Source organism: Streptomyces sp. NPDC087300 (genome assembly GCF_044744425.1).
GTDB lineage: Bacteria > Actinomycetota > Actinomycetes > Streptomycetales > Streptomycetaceae > Streptomyces.
The window spans coordinates 15,872-33,922 of the sequence record NZ_JBIUYI010000027.1; the positions used below are offsets into that span (position 1 = coordinate 15,872).

Below are 18,051 nucleotides of genomic sequence, written 5' to 3' on the forward strand. Positions count from 1 at the left end.
GCCTTCAGGTTGTCATAGCGGATCTTGCCCCGGGCACCCCGCCCAGCACGGAGAACGCATGGACGTGCCCTTCGAAGAACGCCTCCTGGCCGCAGGAGGCCGACACCCGGTGCACCGCCTTGCCCGAGTACGACAGGCGCAGCGAGAACAGGTAGCAGCGGGTCGGCACGCCTGCCAGCACGACGTGGACGTCACCGAAGTCGACTTCCGCCTCGTCGCCGGGCATGTGGGTCTGCGGGATGAACATCTCCTCCGGTCCGCGGCCGGCTTCCCAGCGGACATCCTTGCGGCGCACCGCCACGTAGGCGCGGACCATCTGGTAGGAGATGCCGTCCGCCGCGTGCTCGTCCAGCAGCCGGTCGAAGATCCTCTTGACCGTGTGCTTCTGCTTCGGCGGCGCATCCAGGTCCGCCCGCAGCATCGTGTCGATCAACGGCTTGTACGGGTCAAGGCGGCTCGGCCGTGGACCCTGCTCCTTCCGGGGTTCCGGCCAGTTCGAGTCCAACGCCCGCCGGATGGTCCGCCACGTCACCCCGTACTTGCGCTCCAGAGCGCGCATCGAGAGGCCCGCACGGTGGTCACGGCGCATCGCCGCGTACAACTCGACCTTGCTCGCCGATATGCGCATCCAGCCCCCAAAGGGAGAAGCACACCGATCGTCCCACCGCAAGGTCCCAAGTGCCTTCAAAACCAGGGAATATCACCCCACCCGGTACGAAGCCGCCTCCCGCACCAAGCAACAAACGCCTCCCCTACTCACTGATGTAGCCAACCCCAACCTTCTTGGCCTGGTCAAGCACCTGTCACTGTGGGAGTCCAGGTACCTTGGCGAGGTCTTCGGCCGACCGTTCCCCGAGCTTCTGCCCCGGTGGGACGACACCGCCGAGCGCGGCGCCGACCTGTGGGCGACCGAGCACGAGACGCGCGAGGAGATCACCGACCGTTACCGTCGTGTAGGGGAGCATTCAGACGCGACGATCACCGCCCTCGCACTCGACTCCCCGGGCTACGTGCCCTGGTGGCCACGCCCCACAGTGAAGCTGTTCAACATCCTGGTCCACACGCTCACCGAGACCAGCCGGCACGTCGGACACGCCGACATCCTGCGTGAACAGCTCGACGGATCGACAGGGACAACAGCCGAATACGCCGATCAGTACGACGGAGCCTTGCGGGGCGCCCACCGAGCGAAGATCGAGCGAGCTGCGAAAGCGGCCGCCGAGCAGGACCAGAACTTGGCTTCGCCGTAGCTTGGTTCTCCCTCGTCTGCCCCAAGAGTAGGGCGCACCACTGACAGCCAGCCATGTCCTTCACACCGGTCACCGTGGGGTGGGGAGCTGGTCGGACGAGGGCGGTGGGGGCGGGGCGGGGCGGAGGGCGTGTGGCCGTGGCCGCAGGCGGACCGGCTTACGACTTCGACCAGGGGACGAGTTCGCCGCCGTAGGCGGAATCGGCCCAGGCGACGGTGACTTCGGGGTGGGCCGGGCGGAGGCGGGAGAGCAGAGCGCACCCGCAAACCACCGCTCCCCGCAGCAGGAGAGCCCCGCCTGCCGTGCCCTCGCGGTCAGAGGCTCTTCCGCCCGCGCTGTCACATTCGTGGCTTTGGCTGTCCCCTTCCTGAGCATGCGCAAGTTCCTGATCGTCTCCCGTCGGGCCTCCGCCGCACGGGAGCGCCAACACCTCTTCCCTGGAGGGCCACTGGCCTGCGGGGCCCCGTGGTACGCCGGGTCGGCAGAGGCCGGCGACTGGCCGGGGACTCGGCGAGTGTCTGTCGCGCGGCGGCCTTGATGACTGTCCCCGTATGGTCCGCCGCAGAGGTGTCCCGGTGACGGCAGCGCACATGGGCATGGTCTTTGACGCCGAGGGTCTGGACGGTTCGGAGAAGCTTCTGCTACTCGCCTACTGCAACCGCACCGACGATCACGGCTATTGCTGGCCCGGGCAGAAGCGGCTGGTCGATGACTGCGGTACGTCCGCGGCCACCGTCAAGCGAGCCAAGGCCAGTCTGGTCAAGAAGGGAGTGCTCGCCTCGGTGCGCCGGATCGACCCGCGGACCGGCGAGCCGATCACAAACCTGACCCGGGTGAACCTGAAGCTGCTGGCGGCAATGGCCCGGCCGAAGCAGCCCTACGACGACAACATCATCGAGCAGCTCACCTTCGCCCCGGTCGAGGAGACCGAGCTGCCGGTAAGGCGCCAGGCGACGCCGAGGGGTAAGGCCGCTGGCCTGCTGAGGGCTCAAAATGAGCCAGGCCCTGACCTGCTGACGGCTCATCTTGAGCCCGGCCCGGGCTCAGATTGCGCCCAGCCCGGGCTCAAGATGAGCCCGAGGTCGGCTCAGAATGAGCCACTAAACCTCAGTTATCCCTCAGGGAACCCTCATCTCTCTCCCTCGCCGGCCGTGACACCGTCGGCGCCCGTCGCCGCTGAGGCTGAAACGGACGAGGGAGAGCTCCCGCCCGCGCCGGGCCGACCCGCTGTGGCGAACGCTGCGGTGCTCGCTGAAGACTTCGCCGCGCTATGGATGCGGCAGCACGGGACCCGGCCAGGACGCCGAACCATCCAGGCCGTGGTCGGCGAGGCCGCCGAGGCGTTCGAGGACGGCGACGCGGTCGAGTGGCTGAGAGACAAAGTTGTGCCCTTCATGGTCGCGCGCCGGTATGTCGATCTCGGGCGGGCCAAGACCCACCGGGAGTGCCCGCCGCCCCGGGTACCCCTTCCCCGCCAGCGGTCCTGGTTGCCAACGTGGTGCGGAGAGTGCAACGACGGCATCGAGCCCACTACGCCTGGCCAACGGATGCGGGAGAACGGCGACGGGCGCCTCAGCAAATGCGCCTGCCACCCAGGCCGCGTGCCGGCCGCCGCCTCACCGTGACGTGACGGTGAGGATCAGCAGATGGCGTTGGCAGGCAGCCCAGCAGCACCCGGTGGCGGCGCTACCGGGAGAGCGGGCGGGGGCATCCGTGTGGGCGGTCATGGTGATCGCAGCCCGGCGCACTCTCGAATGCCCACGAGGAGCGTTCAGGCAGCCCGGGACCAAGCGCGGCCTCAACGCGGCCTCAGTCTGCGGTCCAGATCCTCACGGCCCGCTGTCGAACGCCGTGGAAACGCGCCGCGACGGTTTCCCAGGATCGGGCACAGGGCTCAGGATTCGAGCTGACCGCAGATCCGCGACGGGCGCCGCCTCGCCCTGCGCGAACGGCGGTTGAGGGGTGAGCGGCCCCGCCCTGGATCAGGTGCGGGTGAGTTTGCAGGCGGCGACCGTGATGCCGGGTCCGTAGCCGAGGAGTACGCCTTGGTCTCCGGCGGCGGGGTCGTCGAAGGAGCGGCGCAGGACGTCCAGGACGGACGCGCCACCGAGGTTGCCGCTCTGCTCCAGGCTGTCCCAGGAGTGGCGCAGTGGTCCGGTGCGGGGCTCCCCGTCGGGGCCGTTGTCGACGCGGAGTGCGCTCTGGGCGTGGTGGAGGATGGCCGGGCCGCCGGCGTGGACCACGCAGAAGTCGGGCGCGAACTGGCTTCCCTTGCGGTCCAGCCACTCGCGCAGGGCCGGGGCGACGGTGCCGATGGTGCGGGTGGCCTCCCGCGTGGAGTCGAAGTGCAGGCCGTAGGAGTCCAGCCGTCCCTCGAAGACGGTCCGGGTGTCGGGCAGGACGTACTGCCAGGCGTCGTCGATGCGGAAGCGTGGGCCCGCGCCGTGGACGGAGTCCTGGCCGGAGACGACACACGCCACGGCGCTGTCGCCGAACAGCACCTTGTAGATCATGCTTTCGAGGCTGGTGTCGACAGGGTTGTAGGTGGCGGCGCTCAGGCACTCCGCGACGACGACCAGGACGTGTGCTCCGGGATGGGCGGCGATGTGCTCGTGTGCCTGGGCCAGTGCCTGGGCGCCGCCCGCGCAGGCGTACGTGCCAAGGGGGATGCGGGCTATGTCGGGCCGCAGCCCCTGCGGGCCGAGAAGCCGGACGAGGTCGGTGTCGAGGCTGGGAGCGGTCCAGGAGGTGGCGTGACTGGTGATGACGCAGTCGATGTCCTCCAGCGCGAGGCCGGCGTTGTCCAGCGCTCCGGGCACGGCGCGCACGGCCATCTCGAGCGCGTCGCCGTAGGCGGCACGGTTGCGGTCCTCGAAGGTCGCGTCGCCCGCGACGGTCTGCGCGTACAGGGGGCGGGTGAAGTACCGGGTGCGCACGCCGGTGGCCTGTGCCGTGCGCAGGAAGGTGGTGAGCCGGGGGAGGTCGGCGTGCTGGCGGGTGATGTCCTCGGTGAGCTCCTCCATCGCGATGGGGTGGCGGCCGAGTTCGAGGTGCGGTCTGGCGATCAGCGCGGGGGACATGGATCAGGAAATCCTGTCTTCTCGGAAGGGGTTCCGGTGGAAAGGGGTTCCGGCCGGACCCGCATGGGTCGACCGGGCGTTCGATCAGAAGATGTGGAACGTTCGTCCCACCGCGTGCGGCAACGTCAGTCCAGCGGCCCCGGCTGGCGGGTGCGAGTGCATCCGCCGACCGGGAGGCCTTCTCAGGCCCGCCCCGGAGGATCCCAGTGATTGTCCTTCGTACTCAGGGGCAAGGGCAGATGCGGGCGGGTGGCTCCCGGGCGGAACTGCATGAAGACGACTCGCGCGTCGATCTGGGTGAGAGGGTTGGCGGCCGAGACCACCACCCAGCCCGGCCCCTTCACGGCGTGATGGATCGGACGTACGACGCCGTCGGGGTGCAAGGCGCGAGTGTTTCCGGTCGTCTCGTAGATGGGGCCGACGACGGGGTCGAGGCGGACGTCGGTGGCCAGCTCGATGAGATCGGGATCGTCCGGGTACTGCGCGACGGCCTCTCTGAGTGCCGGGCAGACCACTGGGGCCCAGGCGTCGGACCAGTTCGTCAGCGTGACGGTGCGAGCCTGCTCGTCCAGCAGCATCCACCGCATGACATTGGACGGTGTCTTGCCCGGGGGGAAGAGCGCGGCGAAATCAGCGTTGTGCGCCACGAGGTTCCAACGTCTGTCGGCGATGTAGGCCATCGATCCGGCGACTCCCTCGATGACGCCACGCCAGACCTCGTGCATCTCGTGCCACCCCTCCGCGTCCCCCACTTGAATACCCCTTAGCGTCGCCTGCCGCCCGCAACCCGGCATCGGAGCGACGAAGGCATGTGCGTCAAGCCTAGCCAGCGCGTTCTGGCGCCTGCCCTGCCCCCTGCGGGAAAGAGCAGGGGCCGGTCGGGAACCGTGGTTCACATGGCATGCCCGGTCCACAGCCGCCGCCCGCGTTCGTCGCACAGCGCGTCCCAGTCGGCCAGGGAGGCACAGGTGTCCGGGGCGCGGTGCAGGCGGGCCGCCGCGGCCGCGCGCAGCGAGGCCTGGATGCGGTCCCGTATCGCGAACGCGGGTGGCGGCACGTCTCCGGCCGCGGTCTCGCGTGCTCCTGGCAGCTCGGCACGCAGGCCGGCGACGGCATCGAGGAAGGCCGTGTTGGGTCCGCGGCCGGGGCTTTCAGCGGCGGCGGTCTGGGGGCCCGGAGCGTGTTCTGGCAGGCCGGTGCGCCACCGCGCGAGCAGGTAGGCCGCGGGGCTGCGGGGGCGCCAGGACAGCCACCAGGAGGTGAGCTCGGCGGCGATCTCCTCGCGTGACAGGCCCGCCGCGATCAAGGGGCGCAAGGCGAAGGCGAGTCTGCGCAGACCCTCCGTCTGGGTCCACGGCACCCGGGGACGTACCCAGGCGGCCACGGCGACGGCGGCTGACGTCGCTGCGCTGCTCTGCCGCTCCCGGGGTGTATTTCCTTTCCCTCTCACTACCTTGGCCGTGGGCAGTGGGGGGTTCTGTCCACAGGAAGGGGTGACACGCACCGCGGTGTGCCGCGGGCTTCGGCCCGCCGGCAGCGACGGCCGTCCGCGCCGGGAGCGCGTCCGGTCGCGGGCGTCGTTGATGGCCCGCTGCCGCCCGGCCGGGGTGAAGCCGACCAGCCGTGCGCCGTAGCCGGTGCCGCGGATCCGGTGTCCCATGGCGGTGTCCCAGGCGGCTGGCGCGGTGGCCGCGTAGATCGTCGCGGTGCCGGACCAGCCCGGTAAGTGCCCAGGGCGGGTGTTCTTGCGCGAGCCGTGTACGACCCAGGCGAGCAGCCCGATCTGTCGCAGCAGGGCGACGTGCCGGTCGACCGTGCGCCGGCTGACGTTGAGCCGCTTGGCCAGGGAGAGCCGCCCGTAGGCGACATGGCCCTCGGCGTTCATGCGGCGCGCGAGGTCGTGTGCGATGCGGAGGGTGGTGTGGTTGGCGCGGGGCCACTGCCCGCAGGAGATGGCCCAGTCGACGGCCCGCAGGAAGTCGTGGCGGCGCAGGCGCCGGGAGGCAGTGGTGGCCACCTCCTGTGCGCACTGCCGCGCATGGGGTGCCGGCGCGGGCACGGCACCGGGATGGGCGGAGACAGGGCTGATGCCTGGCTGGACGGCGGGTGGACAGCCGTGGACCAGGGCGTGGGCATGCTGCATCATGGAGGAGGCACGCCTCCTTCCGGGCGTGCGGCGGCCCCGCACTGAGCGGAGCCGGGTTCGTGCAGAACACGCAGGCCGCCTGTGACGAGGCGGTATTTCCCGGTTCAGGACGGGACTTCGTTCCTTGAGCTCGACACTCGGGAACGGTGGAGAACGGCGCGGCGCGCAAGCTCGACACTTGCGCGCCGACGCGTCGGCTCAGTCAGTGCCCCATACCGACGCCTCCGTCGACCGGGATGAGAGCGCCGGTGATGTAACTGGCCTGCGGCGAGGCGAGGAAGGCGATGGTCGCCGCGATCTCCTCCGGCAGCCCCACCCGGCCCAGGGGTATCTGGCTGACGAGGTGCTCGCGCTGCGCTTCGGAGAGGTCGTGGGCCATCTGGGTGTCCGTGAGCCCGGGGGCGACCACATTGAAGGTGATGTTGCGCGAGCCCAGCTCGCGGGCCATGGACCGGGCGAAACCGATGAGAGCGGCCTTGGAAGCCGCGTAGTTGGCCTGGCCTGCCTCGCCCCGCAGACCGACGGCGGAGGAAACCAGCACGACCCGGCCGGACCTGGCGCGCAGCATGGCCTTGCTGGCCCGCTTGACCGCACGGAAGGTCCCCGTCAGGTTGGTGTCGAGCACGGAAGTGAAGTCCTCCTCGCCCATGCGGATGAGGAGTTGATCCCTGGTGATGCCCGCGCAGCACACCAGGACCTCGACGGGTCCGTGCGCCTCTTCAGCCTTCTTGAACGCGGCATCGACCTGTGCCGTGTCGGTGACATCGCAGCGGATCGCGAGGACATCGGAGGGAGGCTCGGCGGTCCGGTAGGTCACCGCGACACGGTCGCCTGCCGCCTGTAAGGCGCGCGCGGTGGCGAGGCCGATGCCGCGGCTGCCGCCAGTGATCAGAACAGAACGGGACACAGGAAAGTCCTTCTCGAGAAACGGAGTTGCATGAGCGAGTGCACGAGGCGGGTCAGCTGGCCGCGGCCTGCCCTCGTGTCATCTGCCGGCTGATGGCGCCGGCCGTGTCCATCACGGCGGATACGAATCGGTCGCGGACCGCGACGCCGCGTACCTGGCGGCGCGCGGCCAGCAGACTGACGGCGCCCGCCACCGTTGACCCCCGCCAGATCGGCGCCGCGATGATGTCCCGGTCCGGCACGGGGGAGGGGCCCAGCGCGTAGCCGTCCTCGCGGATGCGGTGGAACGGCGGCCGCGCCGCGGCGGTGTCGCCCAGGCTGGCCAGGATGACCCAGCCGGACGCGTCCGCCTCCAGCGGCGCGCTCCACAGCGCCCGAAGCGACGCGGAGGGAGCGGTGTACAGCTGCTGCGCGTGCGCCCCCAGGGCCTTCTCCGCGCACACTCTCATCGGTCTGCCGACCAGCACGCCGGCGTACGCCAGTGCGATCTGACCGGTCCGTGACTGTAGGGTGATCAGTTCAGTGCGAACAGTAGTCGAACTCAAGCCAGTTGGCGGACCGGCCATACCTAGGGGGAAGTCAGACACGAGATGCGGTCTCTCTACAAAGGCGTAGTGACCGTGTGGGCCCTGCCGCTCCACCGCGCCCTCGCCGACCAGCGCCCGCAGGTAACGATGAGTTGTCGGCGACGGCAGCTCCGCCTCGGCGGCGATGGTGGCCAGCGGGTGGGGCGCCGGCCCGAGCCGGTGCAGCGCCCGCAGTACGGCGAGCGTGCGCGCGACGGCGCTGACCGACTGCTCCGGCGACGTCACGGCAGCACGATGCATCGCGAACTCCCCCTCGCGGTTGACAACCCATCAGACCCGTGCGTCTCCCACAACGCGATCAGATCCGGACCGTCATTGTGTCCACCGCCTCACCCTCACCACCAGGAACAGTTGTTTCCGGTACTCGAATTTCAGGAAACTCCGTTTCCGGTATATGAGTCCGCGGCGAAAGGGATCAGTGGCGAAAGGGTAGAACATGGACAATAAGGTGGCGCTGCGCCAGCTCCTGACGTGGAAGAGGGAGCAACTGGACCCCGCCCGCCAGCCAGGCCTTCCGAGCTGGCCCCCGCGCCGCGGCCGCGGCCGCCGTGCACCAGGCCTGTCCCAGGCCCAGGTCGCCCAACTCCTCTACGTCTCGGAACGCACCTACGCGGACTTCGAGCGAGGAGAAAAGGCCGCTCCCGCAGTTGAGTTCCTCGATGACGTCGCGCGCGTTCTGCAGCTGGAGGAACACGAACGCATAGCCCTCTACGTCTATGCCGTCGGCTATGAGCCGCCCCACGCGCAGGACCCGCTGGCAGGAACCTCGGTCCCGGCCGCCTGGGAGGTGGCCGTCCGCCACGTCGTGGGCCAGGCCTGCTACGTCAACGATGTCGCCTGGAACGTCGTCGCCTACAACGACGACTTCATCAGGATGTTCCCCCGTGCCCCGGACGCCGAGCCGGCGCTGCCGGAAGGCAACCTCATGCGCTACATGCTGCTCAACGAAGAGGCCCGCGAACACCACCTGGTGCACTGGGAATCCGACTGGGCCGTACCGCTCACCGCTCAACTCCGCAACGCCGTCGCCCAGCATCCGGACAACGACGACCTCCAACAACTCGACCAGGAGATCGCGGCAGACCCGGTGTCCGGCCCCATCTACCGGGCCAACCACGTCGCCTACGTCCATCCGAACGGCGACACACGCCGCATGCGCTACCCCTGGTACGGCCCGCCGGACGCGCAGGACCCACCGGACCGCTGCTGCGAACGCCACGCGCCCTCCCAGGAAGGCGACGTCACCATGTGCGCGGCCATGCCCCTGGGCTCGCCCGGCGCCCGCTTCTTCCTCCTGGTCTTCGAGCCCGGCCCCACCACCCGCCACCAGCGCGGCCCAGGACGGTCTCGCCGGACGGATCCTGATCCAGGAAGCATTCCTCGCCCCCGGACGCCCTCACCCGCCGGCGACGCCTCGTGACGTTGCCCGAGCACACCAGCCAATGCATGAGGGGGCTCGGTACGGCGGGCCCCAGCCCGACAGACATCGAACGCGCCCCGAACTGCCCCCTACAGCCGCTGAATCGCCCACGCCCCCTGCGGCACACCAGCGGGCCTGACCGCAGGCAGTGCGCGGCTTTCACTGAGTCGAACGGCCACAGGTGACATTCCAGTCAGCGGAACCGAGCGGGGCAGCGCACGCCGAAGTGTTGCGCGGCAGCCCGCATCAGCCGTTTGCTGTCCCTACCTGCCCGCCGAACCCACCAACGGGTGTGCGTGGGCGGGTGCCGAACGGCCGCCCCCGGCCATCCCACTTCGGCCCGGTGCCGCCCACTCTCAAGCCAACACGGCGGGCGGCACTCAACTCTCTTCCCCCGCAGCGCCATCGCTGGCGATTCGCGCGAGATCATCTCGCCGGATTCCACACCGGCGGTGCTGAACAAGCCGCACGCCACGCGACCGACAACGCCTTGCGCTCCGGCCGCACGGTCCTGTCCGTGACGGGCGTGGTTACCGGTACGACCAGGCCGCCGCCTTGCCGAACGGCTCCAGGACACTCGGCGGGGAGGCCGGGGAGATTTCGCCCCGCAGATGCCCGTACTCCACCGAGATCACTATCAGCAGGCGCTCCGGCAGACCCAGGTCAGGGTAGAAGCCCTCCTGGAACAACTCGTCCATCGCCTTCTCCGCCGAAAGCCCGGCCTCGTAGCAGCGGTGCACCTCCCGCTGCACGGTGCGGAGATAGACCAGGTGTTCCTCGAGCCCGGCCTGGTCAGTGGGCCGTCCGTGCCCGGGGATGATGACCCGCGGATTGAAGCCGAGGACGAGCTCACAGGCGTCGATGACGTTCTGCAACGGCCCCGCCCAGTGCGGCGGGTGATCTCCGTGGAAGAAGATGTCGCCGGTGCACACGACGTCCCCGATACGGGCCACGAGATCGCCGACATGGTGCGCGGGCCCCACCTCATACAGCTCCACCTCATGCTCGCCCACGGCAAACGTGTGCCGCCCCGAGAACGTCAGGGTGGGCACACCCACTTGGGCCGATGTGAAGTCGAAGGCGCCGAAGTGACGTCGCAGGTAGCGGCCGAGCGGCAGGTGGTCTGGCGAGTCGTTCACCAGCGCGTGCATTTCCTGCGGGGTGGGCTCGTGGTGCTGATGGCGCTGACCCGCGCTGGTGGCGATGACCTCTGCCCCGGGGAACAGGTGATTGCCGAAGGTGTGGTCGCCGTTCGCATGGGTGTTGACCACCGTGCGTACCGTGCGGTCGCCGAGCCAGGGCCGGGCCGCGGCGATCATCGCCTCGGTCAACGGCCCGTCATACGGGGTGTCGATGACCGCCGCGTCGGAACCCGAGATGATCCACAAGCAGTTCGCATACCCCCAAAGGCCCGTGCCCTCGGGAGCCCACAGGTAGAGACCGTCTGCGTCAGGCACAGGACTGAGCTGTGTAGGGAGATTCATGGGCGCATTGTGTCCGAACTGGGCACCAGAAGCGCTATGGCACAGAGCACACTGACCTGCCGAGGCGGTACGGCCGATCCCCAAATCCGTTGAGGCCAGCGCGCGATGACACAATGACAGCCAACGGCCAGGTGCTGTGCTAACACCCTGCCCAGCGGCTGCCGACAGGAATGGAACGCGACGCGACTCGGCCATGGCAAGCATCGCGAACTCGACTGGACACGGCCCCATTCTGAGCAAGGAGCGCCTTCGCAGATGAGGGTGCGTGGAGCCGAGTGGGCCGATCCCGTACTTGTCGGCCCTGGAACTGCGGACTGTTGTGTACCGGCGCGCCCGCCCTGACGCGCGGGCGCGTGCATCGTCTGCCGAAACGCGTCGGATCGCTATCGGCGTCTTGACGCTCAGGACCTTGTCCAGACCGAGCACGGTCCTCGCCCGACGCTGGAGCGGCAGCACGCCCCGCTGCGAGCTTTGCCCACGGCGTCTTAACAGCGACACTCGCCTCTTCGTCTACGCAACACACATAGAAGGCCTCACCGCCCCTCAACTCTTCCTGGGCTGACGAGCCGGACCGTAGAGCGCGTCCTGCCCGAGAGCTACAGGAGTCACTGCCGCGACTGACCTTCGCTCACACAGAGGACACGAGACCCTCTTCCTCTGGAGACGAGCCACCTCCGCTCGCGCGGAGAGCACGAGCCGAACCAGCGTGCCGAGGATCGTGCCGCCGACTCACCTCCGCTCGCGCGGAGAGCACCCGCGCGATGTCGGCGCGGATCTTCGCCAGGGCGGCTCACCTCCGCTCGCGCGGAGAGCACGCCGTGATCACCCTCAAGGGTCGGATCCGCGACGGCTCACCTCCGCTCGCGCGGAGAGCACTCGGATGGATGCGCACGGCGAAGCGCGGCATCCGGCTCACCTCCGCTCGCGCGGAGAGCACCCTTTCTGAACTGCGACGTTAGAGGCCCTTTGCAGTTTCCTTACTGTCTGTGTTTGCCTGTTGAGGCTGTAAGCGGAGCTCCGCGTGGTTGGGCGCCATGCGGAGCAATTCTACGGGGCAGGTGGCCCGCGAGGGGGTTCTGCGATGGGGCTGGGCTGCAGCCTCAGCACCGTCTGCTGACCATCTGTGAGGCGGAGGGCGTCATTGCCCTTGGCTGACCTCGATGGCAGGACGCTGTTGCCTGATGCGGCGCTGATCGTCGTCCTACTCTGTCGGCAGGGTGGGCCGGGGGCCTTCGTCGGGCAGTACCACCAGGCGTACGGCCATGTGTCGTGAGTCAGGCGGGTGGTCGCCGGGCTCGGTCACGTATTTGCGTACCAGCGTCTGGTACTCCTCGACGAACGAGGCGACCTGTTCCTTCGTCATCCGCATGGCGTTGGTGCCATGGCTCGCGATGCTCTGGATGACAGTGCCGGACTCCTATCCGGCACAGCATTGGCGGGTCGCCTGGGTCGGGTTCGACATGCTGGAGATCGCCGGTCTGCTGACGTCGGCGGTACTCGTACGGCGCAGTGACTACCGGGCACCGCTGGTGTCGATCGCGACGGCTGTGTTGCTACTGGTCGACGCCTGGTTCGACGTCATGACGGCTGGGCGCGACGTCGTCTTCTCGCTGGTACTGGCCTGCGTGCTGGAACTGCCTCTGGCGGCGCTGTGCGCTGTTGTCGCGCTGCGGCCGCCGGTGGCGGTGTCTGCTCGGGCAGCCACAGCGCAGCGGGCGGCCGTCCATGGCTGACTCGTTGGACGCCCGGACGCGGGACGAGATCGACGACCAGGTCGCGGAGGCGTTCGATGCCTATCTGGCCGACCGGCTGGCCGAACCGGGGCCACTGAGCGCATCACTCGCATCGAAGCGCAGCGCCGGAGTAGTGCTGGGAACGATCGGGCTGGGCTCCCTCGCCACGGCCCTGGCGTCGACCGGAGACACCGTCGTCTGCTGGATCTGGGGTGCGATCGGTGATCGATCTCGCCTGGTTGCTGACTGCTCGTTGCCGTTGACTGTCCACGGGCCAGGCCTGGGCCCAGGCTTCACCCGGTGTCTCCGGTAGGTGCAGAGAAGGGTGTTCGCCTCCTGCGGCCAGGAAGCCTTCTTCCGAAGGCTCTATCCGCGCGCTGCGGACGCGGGGTGCTGTCCGGCGGAGCACGGTGCGCTACGACAACCTCAAGGCCGCTGTCGCTCGGGTGCCCGGGCTGAGCCGGGCGTGGGCGGTGAAGCCTGGAACAGCTTGTGACCCTCGCGTCCGGTGACGCGACGACTTCTACTCCCAGCGCGTTCCGATCCCGTCCAGCAGGGACGTCTTGTTGGTCATCGAGACCGACGGCAAGGGGGGTGGTGATGCGGCCGGAAGCTCTACGACCCGCCACCCAAAGGGCCCGCCTGGCCGCCCCGGACGGGCATCGCAGCCGGCTCGCGCCGGGCGAGAAGCCCCACCGCAAGCGGATGGCCACCGTGGCCTGCGTCTTCGGCACCATCGCGGCCCCGAGAAGGCCGCACGATGTGATCCACCCACCCGGCGGCCGCACGGCCACGCGCCGGCCCCGTCCGGGACCGATCGCGACACGCAAGTGGTGCACCGCTTCCCTGGTCCACCCGCCGGAGAAGGTCATCGCCGACGCGTTTGCCCAGGCCGAGGCCCGCGACCCCGGCCACCACCGCAGCTGGGTCGTCCCGGTCGACGGCGCCCGCCACCAACTCGACCTGATCCAGCGCGAGGCCGACCGCCGGGACGCACAATCAACGTGCTCCTCGACTTCGTGCACGTCACTGAATATGTCTGGGCTGCGGCGCATGCCTTCCACAAGCCAGGCGCTACCGAAGCCGACGTCTGGGTCGCCGACTGTCTGACCACGATCCTCGCAGGTCAAGCCGACCGCGCCGCCAAGGAAATGATCCTCCAGGCCGACCGGGTCGGCCTGGAGGCCAGCCGACGGGAGGCCGTTGAGACCTGCTGCCGCTACTTGACCGGCCATCTCGACCAGCTCCGCTACGACATCGCCCTGGCGGCGGGCTGGCCGATCGCCACCGGCGCCTTCGAGGGTGCCTGCCGGCACCTGATCGGCGACCGCCTCGACATCACCGGCGCCCGCTGGGGCCTCACCGGCGCGGAAGCTGTCCTGAAACTCCGCGCGATGATCAGCAACGGCGACCTCGATACCTACTGGCGCTTTCATGCCCGACGCGAGTACCAGCGGCTCTATCCCGGAGCTGACCAAGACGCTTACAGCCTCACAGCTTGATCAAGACGCCGGAACCAGGCCACAGATCTTGTGATGTCAGAGCCGAAACGGATAAAGAGAAACACTGGCCGCTGCGACGCGGATCTCCACCCATGCGCCGGCGATGCCCTCCGGAAGCGGTGTGACGAGGCCGAACATGATCAGTGAGCCCGCGACTTCGAGGACTGCAATATCAGGCTCGGAGATATCGATCCGGCCGCGCAGGATGACCTGGGCGCCGTCCTGCCCGAGCCACGCTTGGGCAAGGGCAGAGAGCTGAATGTTCTGCCCCCAGTCGAGATCCTCGTCCACGGTCCACTCAACATGATGTTGGCCGTCCGCCTGTCCCAGATCACCGTGCCAGCGCGACACCGCGGTCCCGACCGGTGAGTGAACTCGTACCACCACCCGCGGCAGCGAGACCTGCTGCACCTTTTCCACACGAACGAACATCTCTCGATCATCCATGACCTCGCTCAGGCAACTCGATACACCAGCGCCACAGAGCAGGTCCAGATCTTCACTCAGGAAGAGCTACACCCAATCGAGACGAGAGAGCGGATACCGGCTACGGCTACGGTCCATGGCGGTTCACGGGTTCTCAGCGGTCCGCAGTGAAGCCTGGGCGCGCCACAGGCTGGATTCCGTACTCAGCGGCGAGGGCTGGTGCGGTCGGGCCGAGCCCGGCTTGAACTGCAAAATGACTACCCTGGCATCGATTTGAGTGAGGGGATTGGCGGCGGAGGTCATCAGCCAGCCCGGTCCCTTCACGGGGTGCCGCACCGGACGTACGGCGCCATCGGGGTGCACGGCGTGGGATGCTTCGGTGGCCAGATAGATGGGCCCCACGACGGGATCGAGCCGGACGTCGGTCGCCAAGGTGATGAGCTCAGGGTCGGCCGGATGCTCCGCGACAGCCTGCCGGAGCGCTGGACAGGCCGCCGGAGCCCAGTACTCGGACCAGTTCATCAGCGTCTGCTGGCGTGCCTGTTCATCCAGAAGCATCCACCGCATGATGTTGGCGGGTGCCTGGCCGCCGGTGAAAAGCTCTTCGAACTCCGCGTTGCACGCCACGAGGTTCCAGTTCCGGTCGGCTATGTAGGCCATCGACCCGGTAACTCCCTCGACGACCGTCCGCCAGACGTCATGCATGGGCGACCACCCCTCCAAGCCTTGCTGATCAAGATGCACTTAAGCGTCCCTTCGTGCCATACCGCAGTCCGTGGGCTGGCATCGTGATGACCGTAGCGCGGTACGTGCGGTCGACGGGTTTCGCTGAGCCGAACGGCCACCGCCCTCGTTCCACACAGTGAAACCGCGCGGGTCAGCGTGCGCTGAAGCCTTGCGCGGTAACCCATGACCGGCTTTTGCTGTCCCTACCCGCCCGCCGAACCCTCCAACGGGTGTGCGTGGGCAGGTGCCGAACGGCCGCCCCCGGCCATCCCACTGTTCGGCCTGGTGCCGCCCACTCTCGAGCCGACATGGCGGGCGGCACCCAACCCTCTCCCTGGCATCACCACCACCAAGAGGCGCGCGCAAGCGTTCTGCCTTGCCCGCACGAGCCAATGACGAGTGTGGACCCGGGGCGCACCGGACAGGGGCCGCACCCTCCTCACGAGGCTGAACTGCCCCCGCCCACAGCAGGCTCAGCGACCGGCGCGACCGGGCAGCGGCCTTGCGGAAGGATTCCAGGACGCTCGGCGAAGAGGAGTCGCCCTGCGGATGGCGACGCTCCACCGAGATGACTATCAGGCTGATCTTCTGGGGCTGTACAGCCGAGCCTCAAAACTGAGGCTGTTCCACATCTCTGTCCAAACAGCGAGGATCAATGGGAGCCGCGTGAGTCAATCCCACAGTTGTCGGCCCTGGAGCCAAAAACTGCCCTGCACCGGCCTCCGCCCTGGTGAGACGCCCCACGCACTCTCGTGCGACACGCATCGGATGGGCATCAGCGTGCTGACGCTCACGAGCTAGTCCAGGTCGAAGTGCCGCCCCTGCCGACGGTGTAGCGGCAGCAGCAATACCCGACGCGAGCCTTGCCACGCGGCGGGCCGCAGTTGGACGGTGGCGCGCTTCTCGTCGTCTATGGAACGCACATCGAAGGCCTGCCCTGCCCTCCCCTTACCTGCTGCTGGGCTCACGAAAAATACCGTAGAGCGCGTCCTGTCCCAGTACTACAGCAGACACTGCCGCGCCTTACCTCCGCTCGCGCGGAGAGCGCCCTTCCTGAACTGGGGCGTTAGAGGGCCTTTGCAGTTTCTTTACTGCCTGTGTTCGGCCGTTGAGGCTGTAGGCGGAGGTGTACGAGGTTAGGGGGCATGTGGAGCGACTCTACGCGTCGGATGGGTGTGCGGGGGTTCTGTGGTGGGAGTGTGCTGCAGCCCCTTCCAACTGCCGCCGTGCGTAACAGACTTGAATTCGGTGGAGGGTATCTGATCTCTGATCCGCAGGGGCCGTGCAACACCGCATTCCCTGACGTGGTCGATCCGCCACATGTGGCGGATCCAGGACATCGCTCCGCGACTCGGCGCCGACACCCACCTCGGCGTACCCGAACTCACCAGCACCCGACGGCCCGGCACGTACTGGGCGGTGCTTCCCGGGTTCGAGGGCGATCTGTGTGAGCCGTCGACGTTCGAGGGGCTCGTCGTCGCTAGCAGTGCCGTTCTGAGTGGGGACGACCGGTGACCGCGCAGACCGAGTGCGCTGAGGAACGTCGGGCGCGGGAGGCGTAGTTGGTGGGGTCGGGCGGGCCGCCTGACTGCTGGCCGACCTCCGCGTTCACGCCGGATGGCACCCATCTCCGCATCGGGGCCGAGGGCGAGTGGCCGTGTCACTGTCCCCAGCCGGGGGAGAGCGTCGAGCTGCAAGCCGCGCGCGTCCAGACCCGCGGGGAGGTGCGCGATGGGTGAGGGCGCATTGCTCCGCCAGACGTTTCCGTTGTCTGCCGCTGAGTGTCGGTGTCCACTCATGGGGTGGCTGGGGCCACTACGAGAGGAATTATCACGAGTCCAGTCCTCACCCGAGTTCATGCCGGTGAACGCTGTGGCCAGGACATAGATACCCCGAGTGGGTTTGAGCCGCTTGGTGACGAGCACAGCATCGTTTGGTCGAACGCCGCCGCCTCACCGCCGCTCGCACGGAGAGATAGACAACAAGGCGATCGTGGACAGCAACCGGGCCGACTCACCTCCGCTCGCGCGGAGAGCACCAACGTACTCAACATGCTGCTTGGCTACCCGCGCGGTCACGAATCTCGATGCACGAGTACAGCGCGGCAACGCCCGAGCGGATCGCACGGGTATTGACTCGCTTGCGCGGAGACGACGGCTTCGACGGAGCCACGAAGAGCATCCTCGACCGCCTCCGCTGAATCGATATCTCACACGCACAAGCTCAGTAGCGTCCTTCTGATCATCGATGAAGGAGGGGTCATGACAAGGCGAAGGCGGGCGGCGCTGGCCGAGGTGGCTGCCCTGGTGCTGGCTGTGGGAGGGCTGTCGTGGGGGCTGGGCTGGTTCCGTGACGCGGACCAGTTGGGAGAGCGGTGGGGCGGTGCGCTGGACATCAGGGAAGCGCAGGCCTATTACGGCACCGGGGGGCGGACTGACCGTGCGTGAATGCACCGATGACTGGCAGGGGTACCAATCGCGGTGGTGCCAGATGTGGGCCGAGGGCGCGGGGGATGACATCATCCACATCACCGTCTCTCCCCGGATCGGATATGAGCACGAGGGAGCAGCTGCAAGCGTCTACACGACGCCGTTGGGGCACGGCTGGACTGGTGCATTCACCACCAGCAGTGCATCACAGCCCGAGGCCACGGTTCTGGTCGACTGCGCACCGCTGGCGGGGAACGGGTTGACGGTGTCGGCTAGAGGTTGTCCCGTATGGGGCGTGAGTTATCGGGTGAGGGCCAGGTTGTGTAGCCGGGCGATGCCGAGCATGGCCTGGTGAACGCCGT

At 68.3% G+C, this 18,051-nt stretch carries 16 protein-coding genes, 1 pseudogene and 1 CRISPR repeat array; of the genes and pseudogenes, 7 read left to right on the plus strand and 10 right to left on the minus strand.

Annotation, left to right across the window (positions count from 1 at the left end; all coding sequences use genetic code 11):
* Window positions 1-4 precede the first annotated feature (4 nt).
* Window positions 5-628, minus strand: a complete 624-nt coding sequence (locus tag ACIO9J_RS43960; protein ID WP_402011747.1) for a hypothetical protein — start codon at window positions 626-628, stop codon at window positions 5-7.
* Here ACIO9J_RS43960 and ACIO9J_RS43965 point away from each other — a divergent pair.
* Window positions 609-1,250: a DUF664 domain-containing protein gene (locus tag ACIO9J_RS43965; RefSeq protein WP_402011750.1), complete on the plus strand. Its 642-nt coding sequence runs from the start codon at window positions 609-611 to the stop codon at window positions 1,248-1,250. The genes ACIO9J_RS43960 and ACIO9J_RS43965 overlap by 20 nt on opposite strands.
* Before the next feature lie 575 nt (window positions 1,251-1,825).
* Window positions 1,826-2,875, plus strand: coding sequence for a helix-turn-helix domain-containing protein (locus tag ACIO9J_RS43970; RefSeq protein ID WP_402011753.1), 1,050 nt, complete (start codon window positions 1,826-1,828; stop codon window positions 2,873-2,875).
* A 357-nt stretch (window positions 2,876-3,232) separates the two neighbouring features.
* On the opposite strand, the gene ACIO9J_RS43975 is transcribed toward ACIO9J_RS43970, so the two are convergent.
* From ACIO9J_RS43975 to ACIO9J_RS43995, 5 genes are all read right to left on the minus strand, one after another.
* On the minus strand, window positions 3,233-4,330 hold the full coding sequence (locus ACIO9J_RS43975; RefSeq protein WP_402011756.1) for a PhlD: 1,098 nt from the start codon (window positions 4,328-4,330) through the stop codon (window positions 3,233-3,235).
* 182 nt (window positions 4,331-4,512) lie between these two features.
* Window positions 4,513-5,055 (minus strand): hypothetical protein, encoded by a 543-nt coding sequence (locus tag ACIO9J_RS43980; RefSeq protein WP_402011759.1) that lies wholly within the window; start codon window positions 5,053-5,055, stop codon window positions 4,513-4,515.
* Window positions 5,056-5,222: 167 nt separating this feature from the next.
* Window positions 5,223-6,476, minus strand: a complete 1,254-nt coding sequence (locus ACIO9J_RS43985; protein WP_402011761.1) for an HTH domain-containing protein — start codon at window positions 6,474-6,476, stop codon at window positions 5,223-5,225.
* Window positions 6,477-6,678: 202 nt separating this feature from the next.
* Entirely contained in the window at window positions 6,679-7,383 is a 705-nt protein-coding gene (fabG, locus tag ACIO9J_RS43990) for a 3-oxoacyl-ACP reductase FabG (protein ID WP_402011764.1), read from the minus strand.
* Between the two features lie 52 nt (window positions 7,384-7,435).
* Window positions 7,436-8,194 (minus strand): helix-turn-helix domain-containing protein, encoded by a 759-nt coding sequence (locus ACIO9J_RS43995; protein ID WP_402011767.1) that lies wholly within the window; start codon window positions 8,192-8,194, stop codon window positions 7,436-7,438.
* Window positions 8,195-8,405: 211 nt separating this feature from the next.
* Here ACIO9J_RS43995 and ACIO9J_RS44000 point away from each other — a divergent pair, with 211 nt between their 5' ends.
* Window positions 8,406-9,389 (plus strand): helix-turn-helix domain-containing protein, encoded by a 984-nt coding sequence (locus ACIO9J_RS44000; RefSeq protein WP_402011770.1) that lies wholly within the window; start codon window positions 8,406-8,408, stop codon window positions 9,387-9,389.
* Window positions 9,390-9,919: 530 nt separating this feature from the next.
* Here the strand turns inward: ACIO9J_RS44000 and ACIO9J_RS44005 are convergent.
* Entirely contained in the window at window positions 9,920-11,104 is a 1,185-nt protein-coding gene (locus tag ACIO9J_RS44005) for an MBL fold metallo-hydrolase (RefSeq protein ID WP_402011790.1), read from the minus strand.
* 436 nt (window positions 11,105-11,540) lie between these two features.
* Window positions 11,541-11,812: a CRISPR direct-repeat array (repeat unit 26 nt; unit sequence CTCACCTCCGCTCGCGCGGAGAGCAC).
* A 262-nt stretch (window positions 11,813-12,074) separates the two neighbouring features.
* The gene (locus ACIO9J_RS44010) at window positions 12,075-12,236 is read right to left on the minus strand and encodes a hypothetical protein (RefSeq protein WP_402011773.1); all 162 of its coding nucleotides are present in this window, start codon (window positions 12,234-12,236) and stop codon (window positions 12,075-12,077) included.
* 4 nt (window positions 12,237-12,240) lie between these two features.
* Between ACIO9J_RS44010 and ACIO9J_RS44015 the strand changes: the two genes are divergently transcribed.
* Both ACIO9J_RS44015 and ACIO9J_RS44020 read left to right on the plus strand, forming a co-directional pair.
* The gene (locus ACIO9J_RS44015) at window positions 12,241-12,606 is read left to right on the plus strand and encodes a hypothetical protein (RefSeq protein ID WP_402011776.1); all 366 of its coding nucleotides are present in this window, start codon (window positions 12,241-12,243) and stop codon (window positions 12,604-12,606) included.
* A 480-nt stretch (window positions 12,607-13,086) separates the two neighbouring features.
* Window positions 13,087-14,108: pseudogene (locus ACIO9J_RS44020) on the plus strand (ISKra4 family transposase); the annotation flags it as partial.
* A 36-nt stretch (window positions 14,109-14,144) separates the two neighbouring features.
* Here ACIO9J_RS44020 and ACIO9J_RS44025 read toward each other — a convergent pair.
* Together ACIO9J_RS44025 and ACIO9J_RS44030 are read right to left on the minus strand one after the other, a co-directional pair.
* A complete protein-coding gene (locus tag ACIO9J_RS44025; RefSeq protein ID WP_402011779.1) occupies window positions 14,145-14,540 on the minus strand; it encodes a hypothetical protein in 396 nt (131 codons plus the stop codon).
* A gap of 138 nt (window positions 14,541-14,678) precedes the next feature.
* The gene (locus ACIO9J_RS44030; protein ID WP_402011781.1) at window positions 14,679-15,239 is read right to left on the minus strand and encodes a hypothetical protein; all 561 of its coding nucleotides are present in this window, start codon (window positions 15,237-15,239) and stop codon (window positions 14,679-14,681) included.
* A gap of 1,341 nt (window positions 15,240-16,580) precedes the next feature.
* Here ACIO9J_RS44030 and ACIO9J_RS44035 point away from each other — a divergent pair.
* Both ACIO9J_RS44035 and ACIO9J_RS44040 read left to right on the plus strand, forming a co-directional pair.
* A complete protein-coding gene (locus ACIO9J_RS44035) occupies window positions 16,581-16,775 on the plus strand; it encodes a hypothetical protein (RefSeq protein WP_402011784.1) in 195 nt (64 codons plus the stop codon).
* A gap of 746 nt (window positions 16,776-17,521) precedes the next feature.
* A complete protein-coding gene (locus ACIO9J_RS44040; RefSeq protein ID WP_402011787.1) occupies window positions 17,522-17,707 on the plus strand; it encodes a hypothetical protein in 186 nt (61 codons plus the stop codon).
* Window positions 17,708-18,051 lie beyond the last annotated feature (344 nt).